Raw genomic sequence first — 22,132 nt, 5'->3', positions numbered from 1 at the left:
TAGGATTTTTACTCTACTTGTTTCGCGTCCTGTGATAACCCTCGACAATAAAAGTAAAAGCCAATACTCCAGATTATTGCCATTACTAATGGAACAAAATTCCCTTGCATAAACTGAAATAAATGAGAAAACGCATAGGTAAACACTGGTGCATCAATACAGCTATTTGATATGAGCTTACCTACAGGAATGTCTATCGCTTTGGTCACATTCCCCAGCTCAGTAATTATGGGTGCAAACTCAGTCCCCACAAATAAAAAGAATGGAATACCAATAAAACTAAGAATGACCATTCGTAAAGTATTACCCTGCGTTAACAGATAGGCCGGAACCACTAACACTATGTTAATAATGCCGGCAAAAGGTAGAATTTTATTCCCCGGTAAGATTATAGCCCAGAGCAAGGTAAGAGGAATTGCGACAATAATAACAAACCAAATTTCACTCGCCCCGCCAAGAAATGGCCAGTCAATACCAACAAAGAGCTTACGTCCTGAAAACCGTTTATTCATGTAATCACTAATCGCTTCAGAGAGTGGCGATAGTGCCTGCATAAAAAACTTCGAAATGACAGGAAATAGATGTAACGCCGTAGCCGCCTGTATTCCCAACATCAAGGTTTTCGCCACATCGTAACCCGCTACGATGCCAAAAAGTATCCCGAGGATGAAACCAATAACATGGTTTTCCGCAAAGATCCCGACTTTCTTACGTAACGTTGCCGCATCCATTGGTTTATTCAACAAAGGAATTTTGCGTAACAACACATCAAAGGGATAATAAATAGCACCGAGAAACATCATCCGGTGCGTGCAGGTAATTCCCGGGATCCCGGTCATTTTCTCGATACGATACTGGTGTAAGTCACCAGACTTTAGTTCGAGGATAATTTGCAAAGAGGCGATGATAAATGCTATCACTAATGCCCAGGTTGAGCCAAACAGTGGCGTTACCGTCCCCATAACGATAAATGCGGTAAATATTTTCCCCCAGACATTCCATAAATCTGCATTGAAAGTATCGGTCTTTTTTAACATCAGCATCAGGATATTGATGCCAATCTGCAATGGGAACATTAAAAACGCATATGGCCAGGCCCATGAAATATTTGCCATTGTGGTCCAGCCACCATCAATGATGCTAAGTTCAAGTCCTGTTCGTTTCATCATTGCTTCAGCAGCAACACCGATGGCTCCAACCATAAAGCCGATAAGCATACTCATGCCCACAAAAGCCACACCAAGTGTTATTGCAGCCGAACAGGCTTCTTTAAAACGCATTTTGACACAAAGCCCAGCTAACAGCATAATAAATGGCACGAAAACCGGAGCACCTAAATTCAGGATGTAATTAATTATTTGCGCAAGAAAATCCATAGTATTTATTCCTTGTAGACGTGATAATTGTCTATTGGCAAAGATTAATAATTTTTTGTAATTCTTGTTCCATACCGATCCCTGTTAAAAACGCGATGCCGTTTATAACAGGGATCGGATATTCCTTATCTATTTTTGTAATCGCCACATAAGCAACAGAATCCCGGAGATGATTATCCAGAGATTTGAGATCGACAACCTCAATTCTGATATCTTCAAATCCTTTTTCTTTTAACAAACGTCCCACTTTACTTGCTACTGTTTGTGAAGTTGCTACGCCACTACCACAGGCTACAACAATCTTTTTCATGATAATTCCTTATAATTTAATTAAATGTATTTATTAAGGTAATTAGTAGCGTCATGGCTACTTTGGGTTTTGCTTAACCAATCTGCATGATTCTCAGTTGAAAATAAGGTGATCAGATTTTGTAGAAAATCAATATGACTGGAAGTATCTACCAGTCCTAACAATATAATAAATTTGATTTTAAGTTTATTTTCGTCTGCCCCCATTTCATTCCATGGCATCTCTTCGGCAAGTTGATAAAAAGCGACAAATGGTTCTTTTATAAATTTAATATCTGTATGAGGAATAGCAATTGAAAACGATTCCAACGCCAATCCGGTAGGATATTCTCTCTCTCGCAAACGAATATTCTGAAGAAAGTCAATTGTTACCAAATTAGCAGCCAGAAGTTTTTCATTTACAGTATGAAAGAAATCATCAGAGTCGATAAAACGCTGGCGAAGAAAAACCAGGTCATCCGTGAATCTAATGACATTAGTAAAATTCTGATTAATTCCTTTCATAATAACACCCCATTAAATCGTAATAACGGAATAATAAATCTCATTTAAAAAACCACAAGATTATTTGCTCACAAATTTTCGGCAGCAAGTTGTCCACAATTGTGATGAAATGTGCGATTGAAATCACATATTCTGATATATGTAATTTACATATATTCATTATGTGAATAGATCATATATAGTACTTTTCCCCAGCGCCCCAGAATACGACTGATACTGTTTATATAGATTTATATTGGCTCAAAACGACACACCTGCATCGCCCTGATTGACATCGTTTATTTTTTAACCTAATTTAGTGAGTAAGGGTCCTGAGACTGACTGTTAATAAGCTGGCAAATTTATCAGTAACAGTACAATCAGTATGATGACAAGTCACATCATACCCCTTCTCCTTTAAGCCCTCGCTTCGGTGAGGGCTTTACCGTTACAGCGCCATGCTGCACCGCCATCGTAAATCTTCTTCGAGTAAACACAACGTATTGATCTGGCTTTGATTTCTTTCTTCGAGCAGGCTCACAAAGGCGATTGCACAACCCTGCAAATGTGGTGAGAAGCATGGGGAAAAGGGACAAAAAAACGGGCAAGTCAGCGACCTGCCCGTTGTTTGTCAGAGAAGGGGAATCAGTACAGCAAACGGGCGCGAATGGTGCCAGGAATAGCTTTCATGGCCTGCAATGCTTTTTCGGCAACGTCTTCATCGGCTTCAATATCAATAACTACGTAGCCCATCTGAGCAGACGTTTGCAGGTACTGCGCGGCGATGTTAACGCCCTGCTCGGCAAATATTTTGTTCAGCGCAGTCAGCACGCCCGGACGGTTTTCATGGATGTGCATCAGACGACGACCACCGTGCAACGGCAGCGATACTTCCGGGAAGTTCACCGCAGAAAGCGTGGAGCCATTGTCAGAGTACTTGATCAATTTTCCTGCAACTTCCAGGCCGATATTCTCCTGCGCTTCCTGAGTCGAACCGCCAATGTGTGGCGTCAGCAGGACGTTGTCGAATTCGCACAGCGGAGAGGTAAACGGATCACTATTGGTCGCCGGTTCCGTCGGGAATACGTCAATTGCCGCACCAGCAAGGTGTTTGCTCGCCAGCGCGTCACACAGTGCCGGAATATCGACTACAGTACCGCGCGAGGCGTTAATCAGTAGCGAACCGGGCTTCATCAGCGCAATCTCTTTCGCGCCCATCATATTTTTGGTGGACGGATTTTCTGGCACATGCAGACTTACCACGTCGCTCATATTCAGCAGGTCGGAAAGATGTTGCACTTGAGTCGCGTTGCCCAGTGGCAGTTTGTTTTCAATATCATAGAAGTAAACATACATCCCCAGCGACTCCGCGAGAATGCCAAGCTGCGTACCAATATGACCATAGCCAATGATACCCAGCTTTTTGCCGCGAGCTTCAAAAGAACCCGCCGCCAGTTTGTTCCACACGCCACGGTGCGCTTTAGCGTTGGCCTCCGGCACTCCGCGCAATAGCAGCAAAAGTTCGCCAATCACCAGCTCAGCAACGGAACGCGTATTCGAAAACGGTGCGTTAAATACCGGGATCCCACGTTTTGCCGCAGCATTTAAATCAACCTGGTTTGTGCCTATGCAGAAACAACCAATAGCGACCAGCTTTTCTGCGGCATTGATCACGTCTTCTGTCAGATGGGTACGGGATCGCAGGCCGATGAAGTGGGCATCGCGGATGGATTCTTTTAATTGTTCATCATCCAGCGCGCCTTTGTGAAATTCGATGTTGGTGTAACCCGCCGCGCGAAGGCTTTCCAGCGCCTTTTGGTGCACGCCTTCTACCAGCAGAAACTTAATCTTGTCTTTCTCCAGCGATACCTTTGCCATTTACCCAATCCTGTCTTTGAAATGTTGTGTGTGGATTTACATCCGCCTTTCAACATATCAAAAAATAATATTGCGGCAATATGAACGTTTGCGTCGCGATGTTGAGGAAATATCACACAAGGTTGATTAACAGAAGAAAATGCTGGAGATAAGACTTTGTTTAGAGCGTTAGGTAACAGAGGGTTAAAAACGTGACAGATGTCACCAAATTTAACAATGAAAAAAATTTTTAACGGGGGAGAGAACTCCCCCGTCAGATCATTTCACAATGGTTTTGACGCCGTCAGGTGTGCCAATCAGCGCGACATCCGCACCACGGTTGGCAAACAGACCAACAGTAACCACGCCAGGGATAGCGTTAATTGCGTTTTCCATCGCCACCGGGTCAAGAATTTCCATGCCGTGAACGTCGAGGATCACGTTGCCGTTATCAGTCACCACGCCCTGACGGTATTCCGGACGGCCGCCTAATTTCACCAACTGACGAGCTACTGCACTACGCGCCATCGGGATAACTTCTACCGGCAGTGGGAATTTACCCAGAATATCGACCTGCTTGGAAGCATCTGCAATACAGATAAACTTCTTCGCGACTGAAGCGATGATTTTTTCACGGGTCAGCGCCGCGCCGCCACCTTTGATCATCTGCATATGGCCGTTGATTTCATCTGCTCCGTCGACGTAAATTCCAAGGCTGTCCACTTCATTGAGGTCAAAAACGTGAATGCCAAGGCTTTTCAGTTTTTCAGTGGATGCATCGGAGCTGGAAACTGCCCCTTCAATCTGACCTTTCATCGTGCCGAGTGCATCAATAAAGTGTGCGGCGGTGGAACCTGTACCTACACCAACAATGGTCCCGGGCTGAACATACTGAAGTGCCGCCCATCCTACTGCTTTTTTCAATTCATCCTGCGTCATGATCGTTTCGCCTGTGGTATGAAATTTCACACGCATTATATACAAAAAACGCGGTTCAGACCCCGTCAGCAAGTCGTGCGACTAACTCATCCATGAATAACAGGCAATAGGGGGAATTCTCTTTCGTCCCTGCAAGCCTGGATATCAGCAGGCATCGGGTGACCCCTTTTATCAACCAGCGTGCATATCTGAAGCTGCACCGATAAAAGTGAAGCTCTACAGAACTTTTCCCGGGTCTCCACAAAGACAAAAAGACACGGTAACGCCACCCAAAATTTCCATTATAGCTACTTTTTCATACGCTAAATGCTCTGTACCCAAAGCAAAATTATGTCATAGTTCGGCATAAGAAAATTTGAGGAGTAGGTTAAAGCAATGAAACGCCCGGACTACAGGACATTACAGGCACTGGATGCGGTGATACGTGAACGAGGATTTGAGCGTGCGGCACAGAAATTGTGCATTACGCAATCAGCCGTCTCACAGCGCATTAAGCAGCTAGAAAATATGTTCGGGCAGCCGTTACTGGTGCGCACTGTCCCGCCGCGGCCTACTGAGCAAGGGCAAAAACTGCTGGCACTGCTTCGCCAGGTTGAGTTGCTGGAAGAGGAGTGGCTGGGCGATGAACAAACCGGTTCAACCCCGCTACTGCTTTCGCTTGCAGTCAACGCCGACAGTCTGGCAACCTGGCTGCTTCCGGCGCTCGCTCCTGTGCTGGCTGACTCTCCTATCCGTCTGAATTTACAGGTGGAAGATGAAACCCGTACCCAGGAGCGCCTGCGTCGTGGCGAAGTGGTCGGCGCGGTGAGTATTCAACATCAGGCGCTACCAAGCTGTCTTGTCGATAAACTTGGCGCGCTTGACTATCTGTTCGTCAGCTCCAAACCGTTTGCTGAGAAATACTTCCCCAACGGAGTAAGCCGCTCCGCGCTGCTCAAGGCACCGGTGGTGGCGTTTGACCATCTTGACGATATGCACCAGGCATTTTTGCAGCAAAACTTCGATCTGCCGCCAGGTAGCGTACCGTGCCATATCGTTAACTCGTCAGAAGCCTTCGTTCAACTCGCTCGCCAGGGAACAACCTGCTGTATGATCCCACACCTACAAATTGAGAAAGAACTGGCTAGCGGCGAGTTAATAGACCTGACACCGGGGCTGTTTCAACGGCGAATGCTCTACTGGCATCGCTTTGCCCCAGAAAGCCGCATGATGCGTAAAGTCACTGATGCTTTGCTCGACTATGGTCACAAAGTACTTCGTCAGGATTAATCAATCACTTAATGCCTGATAGCACATATCAGGCATTTTCCTTCTTTCTTTTTACCTTCTTTGAACAACGTCACAAAAGAGACAAATCTCACACGGCAAAAAACGACGCCTCAATGCATTTTTTTTGCTGGCGACAAACCCGTTTAAAAAGCTCACCGTAAGCGCAAATCCCCTATTTTTATTGCGCTTTATGGAGCAAATAATGTCAAACGTGCAGGAGTGGCAACAGCTTGCCAACAAGGAGTTGAGCCGTCGGGAAAAAACCGTCGACTCACTGGTACGGCAAACGGCGGAAGGGATCGCCATCAAGCCGCTGTATACCGAAGTCGATCTCAACAATTTGGAAGTGACAGGCACCCTTCCTGGCTTGCCGCCCTACGTTCGTGGCCCCCGCGCCACCATGTACACAGCCCAGCCATGGACCATCCGCCAATATGCCGGTTTCTCAACGGCCAAAGAGTCTAACGCCTTTTATCGCCGTAACCTCGCGGCCGGGCAAAAAGGTCTTTCCGTTGCCTTTGACCTCGCCACCCACCGCGGTTACGACTCCGACAATCCGCGTGTTGCTGGCGATGTCGGAAAAGCGGGCGTTGCTATAGACACCGTAGAAGATATGAAGGTGCTGTTCGACCAAATTCCACTGGATAAAATGTCGGTGTCAATGACCATGAACGGCGCAGTCCTGCCAGTACTGGCGTTTTATATCGTGGCCGCTGAAGAGCAAGGAGTTCCCCCCGATAAACTTACTGGCACCATCCAGAACGACATCCTGAAAGAGTACCTCTGCCGCAATACCTATATTTACCCGCCGAAACCGTCTATGCGCATTATCGCTGATATCATCGCCTGGTGTTCCGGCAATATGCCGCGCTTTAATACCATCAGTATTAGCGGCTACCACATGGGCGAAGCGGGTGCAAATTGCGTGCAGCAGGTGGCATTCACCCTGGCTGATGGGATTGAATACATCAAAGCTGCACTCTCTGCTGGTCTGAAAATTGACGACTTTGCCCCACGTCTGTCGTTCTTCTTCGGTATTGGCATGGATCTGTTTATGAACATCGCCATGCTGCGTGCCGCACGTTATCTCTGGAGCGAAGCGGTAAGCGGATTTGGAGCCAAAGATCCGAAATCACTGGCGCTGCGTACCCATTGTCAAACCTCCGGCTGGAGTCTCACCGAGCAAGATCCCTATAACAACGTTATCCGCACCACCATTGAGGCACTGGCCGCGACTCTGGGCGGTACTCAGTCGCTGCATACCAACGCTTTTGATGAAGCTCTTGGTCTGCCGACCGATTTCTCGGCACGTATTGCCCGCAACACTCAGATCATTATTCAGGAAGAGTCAGAACTCTGCCGCACCGTCGATCCGCTAGCCGGTTCTTATTACGTTGAGTCACTAACTGATCAGATCGTGAAACAGGCCAGAGCCATCATTGATCAGATCGACGAAGCCGGTGGCATGGCGAAAGCGATCGAAGCGGGCTTGCCAAAACGAATGATCGAAGAAGCATCTGCGCGTGAACAATCGCTGATCGACCAGGGCAAACGGGTGATAGTTGGCGTGAACAAGTACAAACGGGATCACGAAGACAAAACCGATGTACTGGAGATCGACAATGTGATGGTTCGTAACGAGCAAATTGCTTCGCTGGAACGCATTCGTGCCACCCGTGATGATGCAGCCGTAACCGCCGCGCTGAACGCCCTGACTAACGCTGCGCTGCAAAACGAAAACCTGCTGGCTGCCGCTGTTAATGCAGCACGCGTTCGCGCGACATTGGGTGAGATTTCCGATGCACTGGAGGCCGCTTTTGACCGTTATCTGGTGCCGAGTCAGTGTGTTACCGGCGTGATTGCGCAAAGTTATCACCAGTCGGAAAAATCAGCCTGCGAATTTGATGCCATTGTTGCGCAAACGGAGCTGTTCCTCGCCAACAATGGTCGTCGCCCACGTATTCTGATCGCAAAAATGGGTCAGGATGGGCACGATCGCGGAGCGAAAGTCATTGCCAGCGCCTATTCCGATCTGGGTTTTGATGTTGATCTCAGCCCGATGTTCTCGACGCCAGAAGAGATCTCCAGACTGGCGGTAGAAAACGACGTTCATGTGGTGGGCGCATCCTCTCTCGCGGCTGGACACAAAACGCTGATCCCGGAACTGGTCGAAGCCCTTAAAAAATGGGGGCGCGAAGATATCTGTGTAGTCGCTGGCGGCGTTATTCCACCGCAAGATTATGCCTTCCTGCAAGAGCGTGGCGTGGCGGCGATTTATGGCCCGGGTACTCCCATGCTCGACAGTGTACGTGATGTGCTGAACCGAATTAGCCAGCATCATGATTAACGAAACCACACTAGCAGACAACATTCGCCGCTTACGTGAGGGTGAACGAGCCACACTTGCCCAAGCCATGACGCTGGTAGAAAGCCGCCATCCGCGTCATCAGGCGCTAAGTAACCTGTTGCTCGATGCCATCATGCCATTCTGTGGAAATGCGCTGCGGCTGGGCGTTACCGGTACACCCGGCGCGGGGAAAAGTACCTTTCTTGAAGTCTTCGGCATGCAGCTAATTCGCCAGGGGTTGAAGGTCGCGGTGATTGCCGTTGATCCCAGCAGCCCGGTAACCGGTGGCAGCATCCTTGGCGACAAGACACGTATGACCGAACTGGCTCGTGCCGATGCGGCGTTTATTCGCCCGGTTCCGTCATCTGGTCATCTGGGCGGTGCCAGCCAACGAGCACGGGAGTTAATGCTGTTATGCGAAGCGGCGGGTTATGACGTGGTGATCGTTGAAACCGTCGGCGTCGGACAGTCGGAAACGGAAGTAGCCCGCATGGTCGACTGTTTTATCTCACTACAAATTGCCGGTGGTGGTGATGATCTCCAGGGCATTAAAAAGGGGCTAATGGAGGTGGCAGATCTGGTTGTCATCAACAAAGACGATGGCGATAACCACACGAATGTCGCCATTGCCCGCCATATGTACGAAAGCGCCCTACATATTCTGCGTCGCAAATATGAAGAATGGCAACCACGAGTCCTCACCTGTAGCGCACTGGAAAAATGCGGTATCGATGAGATTTGGCACGCGATTATCGATTTCAAAACCGCGCTTACCGCCAGCGGTCGTTTGCCCCTGATGCGGCAGCAACAATCGGTGGAATGGCTGCGTAAGCAAACCGAGGAAGAAGTGCTGCACCACCTGTTCGCTAATGAAGATTTCGATCGCTATTACCGCCAGACGCTATTAGCAGTCAAAAACAACACGCTTTCGCCGCGCACCGGCCTGCGGCAACTCAGTGAATTTATCCAGACTCAATATTTTGATTAAAGGAATTTTTATGTCTTATCAGTATGTTAATGTTGTCACCATCAACAAAGTTGCGGTAATTGAGTTTAACTATGGCCGCAAACTCAATGCATTAAGTAAAGTCTTTATTGATGACCTGCTCCAGGCATTAAGCGATCTCAACCGTCCGGAAATCCGTTGTATCATTCTGCGTGCCCCGAGTGGTTCCAAAGTGTTCTCCGCAGGTCACGATATTCATGAACTGCCATCAGGCGGCCGCGATCCACTCTCCTACGATGATCCGCTACGCCAAATCACCCGCATGATCCAAAAATGCCCCAAACCGGTAATTTCGATGGTTGAAGGGAGCGTCTGGGGAGGCGCATTTGAAATGATCATGAGTTCCGATCTGATCATCGCCGCCAGCACCTCCACCTTCTCAATGACGCCAGTTAACCTCGGCGTCCCATATAACCTGGTCGGCATTCACAACCTGACCCGTGACGCGGGTTTCCACATTGTCAAAGAGCTGATTTTTACCGCTTCGCCAATCACAGCCCAACGCGCGCTGGCTGTTGGCATTCTCAACCACGTTGTTGACATCAACGAGCTGGAAGATTTCACCTTACAAATGGCTCACCACATTTCCGAAAAAGCACCGCTGGCGATTGCGGTAATCAAGGAAGAACTGCGCGTGTTGGGCGAAGCACACACCATGAATTCAGATGAGTTTGAACGTATTCAGGGGATGCGCCGGGAGGTTTATGACAGCGAGGATTATCAGGAAGGTATGAACGCCTTCCTGGAAAAACGTAAACCTAATTTCGTCGGTCATTAATGATCTGCGAACAAAGGAGTAAAGGATGAGTATGACCTGGGCAAGGATGACCGCCGATGAAGCGGCGGAAATTATCCGGCACAACGATATGGTGGCATTCAGCGGCTTTACCCCTGCGGGTTCACCTAAAGCCCTGCCTGCTGCTATTGCCCGTCGTGCCAATGAACAGCATGAGGCGAAAAAACCGTACCAAATTCGCCTGCTAACCGGAGCGTCAATTAGCGCCGCCGCCGATGATGTACTCTCTGAAGCTGACGCTGTTTCGTGGCGCGCTCCGTATCAAACATCATCTGGATTACGCAAAAAGATCAATCAGGGTGCGGTCAGTTTTGTTGATCTACATTTGAGCGAAGTAGCGCAAATGGTCAACTACGGCTTCTTCGGTGACATTGATGTTGCGGTAATTGAAGCTTCAGAGATCGCACCGGATGGACGTGTCTGGTTGACCAGTGGGATCGGTAACGCGCCGACCTGGTTACTGCAGGCAAAGAAAGTGATCATTGAACTCAATCACTATCACGATCCGCGCGTTGCGGAACTGGCAGATATTGTGATTCCAGGAGCACCACCGCGGCGCAATAGCGTTTCGATCTTCCATGCAATGGATCGCGTCGGTACTCGTTATGTGCACATTGATCCGAAAAAGATTGTTGCGGTCGTGGAAACCAACTTACCTGATGCAGGTAATATCCTGGATAAGCAAAATCCCATGTGCCAGCAAATCGCTGACAATGTAGTCACCTTTCTGTTACGTGAAATGGCACAGGGGCGTATTCCACCGGAGTTTTTGCCATTGCAAAGTGGGGTTGGCAACATCAATAATGCGGTAATGGCACGTCTCGGAGATAACCCGGATATTCCACCGTTTATGATGTATTCGGAAGTGCTACAGGAATCGGTGGTTCATCTTCTGGAAACCGGCAAAATCACCGGTGCCAGCGCCTCCAGTCTGACAATCTCTGCCGATTCACTGCGTAAGATTTACGACAATATGGACTACTTCTCCAGCCGCATTGTGTTACGTCCGCAGGAGATTTCCAATAACCCGGAAATTATCCGCCGCCTTGGTGTTATCGCTCTGAACGTGGGTCTGGAGTTTGATATTTACGGACATGCCAACTCAACGCATGTTGCCGGAGTTAATTTGATGAACGGTATCGGCGGCAGCGGCGATTTTGAACGCAATGCTTACCTGTCGATCTTTATGGCACCGTCGATCGCCAAAGAAGGCAAGATATCAACTATCGTGCCAATGTGTAGCCATGTCGATCACAGCGAACACAGCGTGAAAGTGATCATCACTGAACAAGGGATTGCCGACCTGCGCGGCCTCTCCCCACTTCAGCGCGCACGCGCTATCATCGATAACTGTGCCCATCCCATGTACCGTGACTATCTGCATCACTATCTGGAAAATGCACCTGGTGGGCATATTCACCACGATCTTAGCCACGTTTTCGATCTGCATCGTAACTTGATCGAAACTGGCTCGATGCTGAGTTAATTGCTCGTACCGTCACGATCTTCAGAAATTTGCTGTAGCATCGTGGCGGTATAGCGATGGTTTTTCAGTGAATAGAGGTATTCCTGCATATACATTGGCGTATGCGGCGCATCAAAATATTTCAGCGTTGCCGGGTTCACCAACCGCCAGGCAAAATGTGGAATGACTGTCAGGAAATGTCCGCGCTCAACGGCGCTTATTTTGGCCATAAAACTGTAGGGACGATAAATGATTGTTGGATTAATCCCACAAGGACGCATGTTCGCATCAATCATCGCTTCATAGTTAGCGCGGTTCTGAAAGCGCATCTGTAACCACGGCAGCTCCTGTAATAACTCCTGCTCCTGGCGTTCTTCAAAACGGCGAGAAACGAGAAACCCCAGTCGCAGCGGCGAAAGTTCGCTGATAGTCAGGCTCTCCAACCCCTTTACACGCCCGGAGACATGCTGCGGAGAGATAATAAAATCAAACTGGTGGTGGAAGAGATTATCAATAACCCCATTTTCGCTAAACTCAACCGGCTGGGCTGTCACCCCTTCATATTTGTCACCAAGGCTGATTAGCTGATCAAAAATAATCGTCGGATAGGTATTATCTATACCAATTACAATTTCACGAGAACGACGCCCGGAATTATGAATTTCATTATCAATAGCAGAAATTCGTTGGTAAACCGGAAAAAGTTTTTGATAAAGTTCCTGTCCAGCTTTATTAAGACTAATATTGTTATCTTTACGGGTAAACAATGTATAACCAATTTGCTCCTCCAGCGCGGCAATACTTTTGCCGAACGGCGACGCCGTCATATGTATTTTTTCTGCTGCCCGGGCAATATTATTAGTTTGCGCTAATAAAATAAAATTGCGCATCTTTTTTGAAATAAAAATATCCATACCCTCTCCCCAAACATCACTGTCCGCTTAACCGTTTCAGTTATTCAATCTTTGATGAAATCGCGTGCAAAGATAGGTGATTGCATCATGGTTTTACAGAAAATTACAGAAAAAGGAGGCGATATCAGGTGAAGACATTAGCCCGACAAAGGCGTCGGGCTAAAAGTATTATTGTGCGGTAGGTGTTTTTGCTGGTTGCTGATCAACAGGTTCTAACTGGAAGACCACATCAACCTGATCATCAAACTGAATAGCAGCCTGCTCGTAAGTTTCCTGAGTGGAAACCGGCGCGGCATCAGCTTTCATCATTCGAACCATCGGGCTGGGCTGATAGTTGGAAACATGGTAGCGCACGCTATATACCGGACCCAGCTTGCGATTAAAGCCGTTCGCCAGCTCCTGTGCCTGATGAATCGCATTATCAATCGCCGCCTTACGCGCTTTATCTTTATAGGCATCAGGTTGCGCCACACCCAAGGAAACAGAACGAATTTCGTTAAGCCCGGCCTTCAGCGCGCCATCCAGCAAAGAATTCAGTTTGTCTAACTGACGAAGCGTTACTTCCACCGTTCTCACCGCCCGGTAGCCTTTCAGAATACTTTTACCATCCTGGTAATCGTAATCAGGCTGGGTGCGTAAATTTGCAGAGCTGATATCTTTTTTCGCGATCTGATTGAGTTCAAGGAAAGAGATATATTGCGCCACACGCTCATCCGCCTGCTTCTTGGCGGTCGCGGCATCCTTCGCTGCCACGTTGACTTCAATCGCAAGGGTGGCAATGTCTGGCACCGCATCCACGCTTGCTGTTCCTGAAGTGACAATATGCGGACCATCCGGTAGTTCATTGGCCTGTACTGCCATTCCGCTGAAACCCATCAATGCCGCCAGGGCGATAACTTTGAACTTCACGTTAGTCTCTCCGTGTTAATTGACTTGCCCAAAATTCAGGACCTCTGGAGGCAAGCTTAGCGTCTCTGTTTTAATTTTCCATCAGATAGCACCTAACTGAACAAGGCTTGTGCATGGGCAATCCCCTCTTTCGCCAGTTGTAGAGCGATAAACCACATCACGCAGCCCACCACGAAATTGATAATGCGCTGCGCTTTGGCGGTACGCAAACGCGGTGCCAGCCAGGCGGCTAATAACGCCAGGCCAAAAAACCACAGGAAAGAGGCGCTAATCGTCCCGAATGCAAACCAACGTTTTGGGTCAGGATCAAGTTGACCGCCCAGGCTGCCCAGTACCACAAAGGTATCCAGATAGACATGCGGATTCAGCCAGGTCACCGCCAGCATGGTGGCGATAATTTTCCATCGCCCCTGTTTCATCACTTCGGCACTCGCCAGTTCAATATTACTGCCCATCGCAGTTTTAAAAGCGCCAAAGCCATACCACAACAAAAAGGCAACACCACCCCAGGTCACTAATGCCAATAACCACGGAGACTGCATCAGTAACGCGCTACCACCAAAAATCCCGGCGCAAATCAGGACTAAATCGCTGATTGCACAAAGTAAGGCAATCATTATGTGGTACTGACGGCGAATGCCCTGATTCATCACAAAAGCATTTTGCGGACCGAGCGGCAGGATCATAGCCGCACCAAGCGCAAGACCTTGAAAATAATAAGAAAACACGTTAAAAATTCCGAGTTGATTACCTGATGCAGAGACTATAGCGCGGGATTGTTATTAGATAAAATTGATAATTCTAATAGCATATAAATAATTTTAATATTAATTTAAATAATTCTACTCGGTGACTGATTTTAGAATAACAATCTCAACATTCCCCATGGCGTAAACGACGTTATGACTCGCTTCCCTGCTCGCGTTGTAAAGGACTAACACAATGCAATCATATGATCTCACTCTGCTCCCCTACCCTATCCGCGAAAATATGCCGCGACAACAAGGTTGGTGCTTTGGACTACCACCAGGCATAACACCCGAACAGTGGCCGCTGGATCCAAATAATGGTTTCCCATTGAATCATGGATTTACCCTACTATTGCCAGAGGACTATCGGATTTATGGACCAGAGGTTGTCGCGTTATCTTTCTTTGCAGTTGCGCCAGAACACAACGATGGCGGAACTCCGTGTACAGAAGAAATATTGGATGTGTTTGAAAATTTTGAATCCTGCACGCCCCCAGAAGATCCAAATCTTTATGTTTTTTGGCTGGCAGAAAAGCAACGACATCCACGGCTATTTCGGATGGCAGATATATTAGGTTGTTCTTATGCGGTAATTTTACTAACCCAGTACGAGTTCAACGGCCCATTTTGCGAGCCACCTGAACTTATACCTGACCACTATCGCGACCAGCAAGATACGCCAGAATGGATGACTATTGGCAGTGCATTTAGTTATTTTCAGGCTAACGTCAGACCAAAAGATACGCCTGAAAGCAATTTTATTTACCGTAAATTGGGCACCATTCCTGAGCAGTCGCTGGCGTTCAATCTGGCGATTTCATGCGAGCCGCGCGCTTTTGATCCTAATGCGGGAATTAGCCCCTCAGAAAGAAATGATACGGAATATCAGTCCATTCATTATTTTTCTAAAGATGCAGAGGGAAAGAGCAAATGTGAACCTCTCCAGTGGCATAGCGCACATCTGCCCGATCATCTCGGTGGTTCGATGGCGCTCGTGCAGCCTATACCAGACGGAATGTCGCCTTATTATATTGAGTTTGAAGAGTATTTCGGCGGGTATAATTTTGGCACAGGTAATGTCTGGCTGGACTTTAAAAATATGAAGTTTGATTTTAGTTGTTAAAGTTCACTGCTTTTAATATTAACGACGACCAACAAAATTACAGAAGGAACTGATATGACATTCAAACACTTTTTATTTTCTCTGATATCAGGGTTACTTCTGGTATCTTTCCCCAACATTGCTGCTGAAAAAATACTTCGCTATACCGATCATGAACCTTATGGTGGAATGCGTACACAACTCATTAAAGAGGTATTATTTGCAGAAATTGGAAAAGAGTCACAAGGACGTTTGAAAATTGAACCTCACTGGAACGGTGAAATCGCCATCAGCTATGACGCACTGGCGACGATAAGTGATGGCAGCAAAGCTGATATGGGTATAGTGGTGCCAGAATACACAGCGAAACAATTACCGCTTCATCAAATATTCAAGAGCTTTGCTATTGGCCCGGAGCATGGAGCCAGTCAGGTAGAATTCTTTCGTCGCGTATATGCAGAAATTCCCGAACTTAACGCTGAAATTGAGCGTAACAATGTCGTGAACTTACAATTTTTCCTTGGCTATCCGGTAGGCTTTTTTTCTACCAAACCCATTATGAAATTAACCGCTCTTCAGGGAACTTCCTGGCGAACAGCCAGTTTCTGGCATCGGGCTTATTTAGTTAATACAGGAGCAAAAACCGTAACCTTACCGTGGAATGAGCAAATTACGACAGCACTCCGCGACGGGAAACTCGATGGCTTAATGGTCAATCTCGATAGCGGGTATGACATCCATGCTGAACGTGCTGCGCCGAATGTGTTGCTCTCTCCTTCGCTCTGGCTCGGCCATGTTTATCTTTTGACGATGAATAAACACACCTGGGAAAGCCTCAGTACTCAAGATCGCGAGGCGATTCAGCGAGCTGCTATTACAACCCAGAAGGCGCTGGGCCAGGCATTAGATAACAATCTGATCAACATGGTAAAAACGCTTGAACAGGAAGGCACACATGTTCGCTATCTGACAAAAGCAGAACTGGAGGCCTGGCGGAAAGCGATTGGTTATCAGCAAGAACAAGCTCAGTGGGTAGCAAAGCAGAAAGCTGAAGGTATAGACAATGCCAGGGAAGTGATGCAAAAAGTTGCCAATCTTCTTGATAGAACAATCCATTGAATTGTTAGTGCGCCCATGAATCTTATGGGCGCTTTACATGATTAACGCGTTACCGCATCGCTCTCTTTATTCTCTTTCACCCGCTTGAAGTTCACATCCATTTGCGGATATGGGAAGCTGATACCAGCAGCATCAAACTCGCGTTTAATACGTTCCAGCACGTCCCAGTACACGTTTTGCAGATCACCGCTGTTGCTCCAGGCACGAACGATAAAATTAACCGAGGATGCGCCAAGTTCATGCAGGCGCACGGTAATTTCACGATCTTTTAAAATACGATCTTCGGACTGAATAATATCAGTCAGGATCTGCTTAACCTGATCGATATCAGAATCATACGCCACGCCAATAATAAATTCGTTACGGCGCGCCGGCTCGCGAGAGAAGTTAATAATATTACCGGCAATAATTTTACCGTTCGGAATAACGATAATTTTACCGTCTGCGGTGCGCATAGTCGTAGAGAAAATCTGCACGCTCTGCACAGTACCGGCAACACCGCCGAGGTCAACATATTCACCGGCACGGAACGGGCGGAACATTACCAGCAACACGCCAGCGGCCAGGTTAGACAGCGAACCCTGCAACGCCAAACCTACAGCTAAACCTGCGGCACCCAGTACGGCGATAACCGATGCGGTTTGTACGCCCACGCGACCCAGTGCAGCAATTAGCGTAAAGGCAATAACTGCGTAACGGACTAATGCAGAAAGAAAATCAGCAACGGTGGCATCAATTTTACGGGAGATCATCAGGCGATTCACCGCATTGGAAATCATCCGCGCGACAATCAAACCAATGATGATAATCGCGAGAGCCGCCACGATGTTTACAGCATAACTCAGCAACAGCGCCTGATTATTCACCAACCAGGAACCTGCACCGTGTATGCTATCGACAACATTCAAATCTTCCATTCAATATTCCTTTTCAACTGACTCAAAATGGAGAAATACACTCCGCCGCCTTATGACGGGCAGTCTGACAAGGGTAAACAATAAAGTATAATTTTGCCAAATAGATCACAAATTTCTTAAGTACATCACCTTGCTTTTGGCGAAAAAAAGCCCCGCAGAGTGGGGCTCAGACATATGACAATGTGCGCTTTGTCATGCCGGATGCGGCGTGAACGCCTTATCCGGCCAACAAAAACCTGCAAATTCAATATATTGCAGGATACGTGTAGGCCTGATAAGCGTAGCGCATCAGGCAATTTTGCTTTTGGCGAAAAAAAGACCCGCAGAGCGGGCCTTGAGATAAGCAGAAAGGAATATCTTACAGAACGTCGATTGCGTTCAGTTCCTGGAATGCTTTTTCCAGACGAGCGATCATCGAAGTCTGACCAGCACGCAGCCATACGCGCGGATCGTAGTATTTCTTGTTCGGCTGATCTTCGCCTTTCGGGTTGCCCAATTGACCCTGCAGGTAAGCTTCGTTTTCTTTGTAGTAGTTCAGAACACCTTCCCAGGTTGCCCATTGGGTATCGGTATCGATGTTCATTTTCACTACGCCGTAGCTTACGGAGTCTTTGATTTCCTGAGCAGTAGAACCGGAACCGCCGTGGAATACGAAGTTCAGGCTGTTGTGCGGCAGGTTGTGTTTCTTAGAAACATATTCCTGAGAATCACGCAAGATAGTCGGGGTCAGAACCACGTTACCCGGCTTGTAAACGCCGTGTACGTTACCGAAGGAAGCCGCGATGGTGAAACGCGGGCTGATTTTGCTCAGCTCGGTGTATGCGTAATCAACGTCTTCCGGCTGGGTGTACAGTGCAGAAGCGTCCATGTGGCTGTTGTCCACACCGTCTTCTTCACCACCAGTGCAACCCAGTTCGATTTCCAGAGTCATACCGATTTTGGACATGCGCTCCAGGTATTTAGAGCAGATTTCGATGTTCTCTTGCAGAGATTCTTCAGACAGGTCGATCATATGAGAAGAGAACAGCGGCTTACCGGTAGCTGCGAAGTGTTTTTCACCTGCGTCCAGCAGACCGTCAATCCACGGCAGCAGTTTCTTCGCGCAGTGGTCAGTGTGCAGGATTACAGGAACACCATAGTGTTCAGCCATCTGGTGTACGTGATGCGCACCAGAGATAGCGCCCAGGATTGCAGCCCCCTGCGGAACATCAGATTTCACGCCTTTACCAGCGATAAAGGAAGCACCGCCGTTGGAGAACTGAACGATAACCGGCGCTTTAACTTTAGCAGCGGTTTCCAGTACGGCGTTGATGGAGTCAGTACCGACGCAGTTTACTGCTGGCAGTGCGAAGTTATTTTCTTTTGCTACCTGGAAAACTTTCTGTACGTCATCACCAGTGATTACGCCAGGTTTTACGAAATCAAAAATCTTAGACATGTTTCTTTGTCCTGTATCGTCGGGCTTGAGAAAAAGTGCGTGCTACATGAGCGCGCTGAAACAAGGGCAGGTTTCCCTGCCCTGTGATTTTTTACTTCTTAGCGCGCTCTTCGAGCATCGCTACTGCAGGCAGTACTTTACCTTCTACGAATTCAAGGAATGCGCCGCCACCAGTGGAGATGTAGGAGATTTTGTCAGCAATGCCGAACAGGTCGATTGCTGCCAGAGTGTCGCCGCCGCCAGCGATGGAGAACGCTTCGCTATCTGCGATAGCGTTAGCCACGATTTCAGTACCTTTGCGGAAGTTCGGGAATTCGAACACGCCAACCGGGCCGTTCCACAGAATAGTTTTCGCATTCTTCAGGATTTCAGCCAGTTCCTGTGCGGAAGCATCACCGATATCCAGGATCTGCTCGTCAGCTTTCACGTCGTTAACAGATTTCAGGGTAGCCGGAGCAGTTTCAGAGAACTCAGTTGCTACGCGAACATCAGACGGAACCGGGATGTTGCAGGTGGTCAGCAGACGTTTTGCTTCGTCAACCAGGTCTGCTTCGTACAGAGATTTACCTACATCGTGGCCTTGTGCCGCGATAAAGGTGTTTGCGATACCACCACCAACGATCAACTGGTCAGCGATTTTAGACAGGGAATCCAGAACGGTCAGTTTGGTAGAAACTTTAGAACCACCAACGATAGCCACCATCGGACGAGCAGGTTCTTTCAGTGCTTTACCCAGCGCGTCAAGTTCAGCCGCCAGCAGCGGGCCTGCGCACGCAACGTCAGCAAATTTACCGATACCATGAGTAGAAGCCTGCGCGCGGTGAGCAGTACCGAATGCGTCCATTACGAATACGTCACACAGTGCAGCATATTTTTTGGACAGGGTTTCGTCGTCTTTCTTCTCGCCTTTGTTGAAGCGAACGTTTTCCAGTACAACCAGTTCACCTTCAGCAACGTCAACGCCGTCGAGGTAATCTTTAACCAGACGAACCGGGTTAGACAGTTTGTCTTTCAGGTAGTTAACAACCGGCAGCAGAGAGAATTCTTCGTTGTACTCGCCTTCGGTAGGACGACCCAGGTGGGAAGTTACCATCACTTTCGCGCCTTGTTTCAGGGCCAGTTCAATGGTCGGCAGAGAAGCACGGATACGTGCGTCGCTGGTTACTTTCCCGTCTTTTACTGGTACGTTCAGATCCGCACGGATAAATACACGTTTCCCAGCAAGATCCAGATCGGTCATCTTAATTACAGACATGGTGAATCCTCTCGTTGATTCTAAAAGTTTTGCAGACGCTGCTTGCGTCTTACCTGAAAGCAACAGCGGCCATTGCTAACGTCGTGTCGATCATTCGGTTAGCAAAGCCCCATTCGTTATCGCACCAGACCAACGTTTTGATCAGGTGTGCGCCACTGACCCGGGTTTGGGTGCCATCGACAATGGCACTGTGCGGGTCGTGGTTAAAATCTACAGAGACCAACGGCAATTCCGTATAGTCAACTATACCATGAAATGCACCTTGTGCTGCCTTTTGCAACAACTGGTTGACTTCATTGGCTTTTACAGGTTTCTTCACCGTCACGCTCAGGTCGATTGCCGTCACATTAATGGTTGGCACACGTACCGCAATCGCTTCAAAGCGATCGTTAAACTGCGGGAAAAAACGCGTGATACCGGCGGCCAGTTTAGTATCGACCGGGATGATCGACTGACTGGCGGCCCGAGTGCGGCGCAGGTCGGGATGGTACGCATCAATAACCTGCTGATCGTGCATGGCGGAGTGAATTGTGGTCACAGTGCCGGACTCAATGCCGTACGCATCATCTAACAATTTGATGACGGGAATTATGCAATTCGTGGTACAGGAAGCGTTAGAAACAATGCGGTGTTCCGCGCGAAGTTGATCCTGATTGACGCCATAAACAATAGTTGCGTCGAGATCGTTGCTGCCAGGATGTGAAAAGAGCACTTTTTGGGCCCCGGCGGCAATATGCGCTTCGCCATGCTCGCGGGTGCCATACACGCCGGTGCAATCGAGCACCACATCGACGCCAAGTTCACGCCAGGGGAGCGATTGCAGTGAACGTTCATGCAATACGCGGATGGCGTCATCACCAACAAAAAGTTGATCGCGTTCCTGACGCACTTCCCATGCAAAACGGCCATGACTGGTGTCATATTTCAACAAATGCGCCATGCCCGCAGCATCCGCCAGTTCGTTGATTGCCACCACGGTGATTTCCGCCCGGCGTCCGGATTCATACATAGCACGAACCACATTACGCCCGATGCGACCGAAGCCATTTATCGCTACGCGTACGGTCATAGGTCTCCTGCAAGGCTTTCTCAAAGCAAATTTGCCAGACAGAGTAGTCCAGCAAATCGTTCGGGAAAACCTTACCTGTCGCAAATTGCGACTGATTGGTTAATTGTCGAACATTTAATCGACTGAAACGCTTCAGCTAGGATAAGCGAAACGCGGAATAAAAGGAATGATTGTCCAGTCAAAGAAGACAATTATCTGACTTACGTCACGTTTTTGGCCATGGTATGCCAGGAATTATTCCACTTTGCAGAATCACGAATAAGCGTAGCAAAATCTTTTCGCTGTGCCGTCATAAACCCTGATTTATATCAGAATATGACTGATGTCGCGTCGATATCATCCGCAATACGTCCGAGTTTCGGAGTACTTCAATGATGACATTGCCCCACCTTTATTCTTCAACTGCGCGCTTTTACGCGCTGCGCCTGCTTCCCGATCAGGAAGTTTTCTCTCAATTACGCGCCTTCGCGCGACAGCAACAACTTCACGCCGCGTGGATTGCGGGTTGTACCGGCAGTCTGACTGACGTCGCCTTACGCTATGCCGGGCAAGAAAACACCACCCATCTTAACGGTAAGTTTGAAGTAATCGCACTGAACGGCACACTGGAACAGACAGGTGAACATCTTCATCTCTGCATTTCAGACCCGCACGGCGCAATGCTCGGCGGTCATATGATGCCTGGCTGTACCGTGCGCACCACCCTTGAACTGGTGATCGGTAGCCTGGAAGAACTGGCATTCAGTCGCCAGCCTTGCGCGCTTTCTGGTTACGACGAGTTGCATATTTCCCCTGTTAAATAACACCCTTTAG

21 protein-coding genes are annotated in these 22,132 nt (G+C 48.2%); 8 read left to right on the top strand and 13 right to left on the bottom strand.

Features of this window, described 5'->3' with window-relative positions; all coding sequences use genetic code 11:
• Positions 1-8: 8 nt before the first annotated feature.
• From BEA93_RS01080 to rpiA, 6 genes are all read right to left on the bottom strand, one after another.
• Positions 9-1,376 carry a PTS galactitol transporter subunit IIC gene (locus tag BEA93_RS01080; RefSeq protein WP_105224358.1) on the bottom strand — a complete coding sequence of 456 codons (1,368 nt, stop codon included), beginning with the start codon at positions 1,374-1,376 and terminating at the stop codon, positions 9-11.
• 31 nt (positions 1,377-1,407) lie between these two features.
• On the bottom strand, positions 1,408-1,686 hold the full coding sequence (locus BEA93_RS01075) for a PTS sugar transporter subunit IIB (protein ID WP_000725251.1): 279 nt from the start codon (positions 1,684-1,686) through the stop codon (positions 1,408-1,410).
• A gap of 20 nt (positions 1,687-1,706) precedes the next feature.
• On the bottom strand, positions 1,707-2,189 hold the full coding sequence (locus BEA93_RS01070) for a PTS sugar transporter subunit IIA (protein WP_000676303.1): 483 nt from the start codon (positions 2,187-2,189) through the stop codon (positions 1,707-1,709).
• Between the two features lie 324 nt (positions 2,190-2,513).
• A complete protein-coding gene (locus tag BEA93_RS26270) occupies positions 2,514-2,558 on the bottom strand; it encodes a hypothetical protein (RefSeq protein ID WP_370567170.1) in 45 nt (14 codons plus the stop codon).
• Positions 2,559-2,813: 255 nt separating this feature from the next.
• Positions 2,814-4,046: a phosphoglycerate dehydrogenase gene (gene serA, locus BEA93_RS01065; protein WP_001151616.1), complete on the bottom strand. Its 1,233-nt coding sequence runs from the start codon at positions 4,044-4,046 to the stop codon at positions 2,814-2,816.
• 258 nt (positions 4,047-4,304) lie between these two features.
• Positions 4,305-4,964: a ribose-5-phosphate isomerase RpiA gene (rpiA, locus tag BEA93_RS01060; RefSeq protein WP_016249170.1), complete on the bottom strand. Its 660-nt coding sequence runs from the start codon at positions 4,962-4,964 to the stop codon at positions 4,305-4,307.
• Positions 4,965-5,339: 375 nt separating this feature from the next.
• Here rpiA and argP point away from each other — a divergent pair, with 375 nt between their 5' ends.
• The 5 genes from argP (at position 5,340) to scpC (ending at position 11,868) form a co-directional block, all read left to right on the top strand.
• Positions 5,340-6,233, top strand: a complete 894-nt coding sequence (gene argP / locus BEA93_RS01055; RefSeq protein WP_000828349.1) for a DNA-binding transcriptional regulator ArgP — start codon at positions 5,340-5,342, stop codon at positions 6,231-6,233.
• A 202-nt stretch (positions 6,234-6,435) separates the two neighbouring features.
• A complete protein-coding gene (gene scpA / locus BEA93_RS01050) occupies positions 6,436-8,580 on the top strand; it encodes a methylmalonyl-CoA mutase (protein WP_016249171.1) in 2,145 nt (714 codons plus the stop codon).
• Positions 8,573-9,568 carry a methylmalonyl Co-A mutase-associated GTPase MeaB gene (gene meaB, locus BEA93_RS01045; protein ID WP_000606737.1) on the top strand — a complete coding sequence of 332 codons (996 nt, stop codon included), beginning with the start codon at positions 8,573-8,575 and terminating at the stop codon, positions 9,566-9,568. The genes scpA and meaB overlap by 8 nt, the downstream gene beginning before the upstream one ends.
• Before the next feature lie 10 nt (positions 9,569-9,578).
• Complete coding sequence (gene scpB / locus BEA93_RS01040; protein WP_000122073.1) at positions 9,579-10,364, top strand: methylmalonyl-CoA decarboxylase; 786 nt, start codon at positions 9,579-9,581, stop codon at positions 10,362-10,364.
• Positions 10,365-10,389: 25 nt separating this feature from the next.
• Positions 10,390-11,868 carry a propionyl-CoA:succinate CoA transferase gene (gene scpC, locus BEA93_RS01035; protein WP_000063070.1) on the top strand — a complete coding sequence of 493 codons (1,479 nt, stop codon included), beginning with the start codon at positions 10,390-10,392 and terminating at the stop codon, positions 11,866-11,868.
• Here scpC and srsR read toward each other — a convergent pair.
• The 3 genes from srsR to argO form a co-directional block, all read right to left on the bottom strand.
• Positions 11,865-12,761 (bottom strand): LysR family transcriptional regulator SrsR, encoded by an 897-nt coding sequence (gene srsR / locus BEA93_RS01030; RefSeq protein ID WP_000350787.1) that lies wholly within the window; start codon positions 12,759-12,761, stop codon positions 11,865-11,867. The two genes, scpC and srsR, sit on opposite strands and share 4 nt — an antisense overlap.
• A 168-nt stretch (positions 12,762-12,929) precedes the next feature.
• Entirely contained in the window at positions 12,930-13,670 is a 741-nt protein-coding gene (locus tag BEA93_RS01025; protein WP_000669823.1) for an oxidative stress defense protein, read from the bottom strand.
• A gap of 92 nt (positions 13,671-13,762) precedes the next feature.
• On the bottom strand, positions 13,763-14,398 hold the full coding sequence (argO, locus tag BEA93_RS01020) for an arginine exporter ArgO (protein WP_000493344.1): 636 nt from the start codon (positions 14,396-14,398) through the stop codon (positions 13,763-13,765).
• A gap of 214 nt (positions 14,399-14,612) precedes the next feature.
• Between argO and BEA93_RS01015 the strand changes: the two genes are divergently transcribed.
• Positions 14,613-15,542, top strand: a complete 930-nt coding sequence (locus BEA93_RS01015) for a hypothetical protein (protein WP_105224359.1) — start codon at positions 14,613-14,615, stop codon at positions 15,540-15,542.
• A gap of 54 nt (positions 15,543-15,596) precedes the next feature.
• A complete protein-coding gene (gene dctP / locus BEA93_RS01010; protein ID WP_000142897.1) occupies positions 15,597-16,640 on the top strand; it encodes a TRAP transporter substrate-binding protein DctP in 1,044 nt (347 codons plus the stop codon).
• Positions 16,641-16,681: 41 nt separating this feature from the next.
• Here the strand turns inward: dctP and mscS are convergent, their stop codons facing one another.
• The 4 genes from mscS to epd form a co-directional block, all read right to left on the bottom strand.
• Entirely contained in the window at positions 16,682-17,557 is an 876-nt protein-coding gene (mscS, locus tag BEA93_RS01005; RefSeq protein WP_000389807.1) for a small-conductance mechanosensitive channel MscS, read from the bottom strand.
• Between the two features lie 358 nt (positions 17,558-17,915).
• On the bottom strand, positions 17,916-18,995 hold the full coding sequence (gene fbaA, locus BEA93_RS01000) for a class II fructose-bisphosphate aldolase (RefSeq protein ID WP_000034375.1): 1,080 nt from the start codon (positions 18,993-18,995) through the stop codon (positions 17,916-17,918).
• A gap of 91 nt (positions 18,996-19,086) precedes the next feature.
• Positions 19,087-20,250 (bottom strand): phosphoglycerate kinase, encoded by a 1,164-nt coding sequence (gene pgk / locus BEA93_RS00995; protein ID WP_000111269.1) that lies wholly within the window; start codon positions 20,248-20,250, stop codon positions 19,087-19,089.
• Positions 20,251-20,299: 49 nt separating this feature from the next.
• The gene (gene epd, locus BEA93_RS00990) at positions 20,300-21,319 is read right to left on the bottom strand and encodes an erythrose-4-phosphate dehydrogenase (protein WP_105224360.1); all 1,020 of its coding nucleotides are present in this window, start codon (positions 21,317-21,319) and stop codon (positions 20,300-20,302) included.
• A gap of 371 nt (positions 21,320-21,690) precedes the next feature.
• Between epd and BEA93_RS00980 the strand changes: the two genes are divergently transcribed.
• Complete coding sequence (locus BEA93_RS00980) at positions 21,691-22,122, top strand: PPC domain-containing DNA-binding protein (RefSeq protein WP_105224361.1); 432 nt, start codon at positions 21,691-21,693, stop codon at positions 22,120-22,122.
• Positions 22,123-22,132: the final 10 nt, after the last annotated feature.

The sequence above is a fragment of the Escherichia sp. MOD1-EC5950 genome, from assembly GCF_002965345.1.
Classification (GTDB): domain Bacteria; phylum Pseudomonadota; class Gammaproteobacteria; order Enterobacterales; family Enterobacteriaceae; genus Escherichia; species Escherichia marmotae.
The sequence above is the reverse complement of the archived record's forward strand: the minus strand, read 5'-3'. Positions and strand labels throughout refer to the sequence as shown.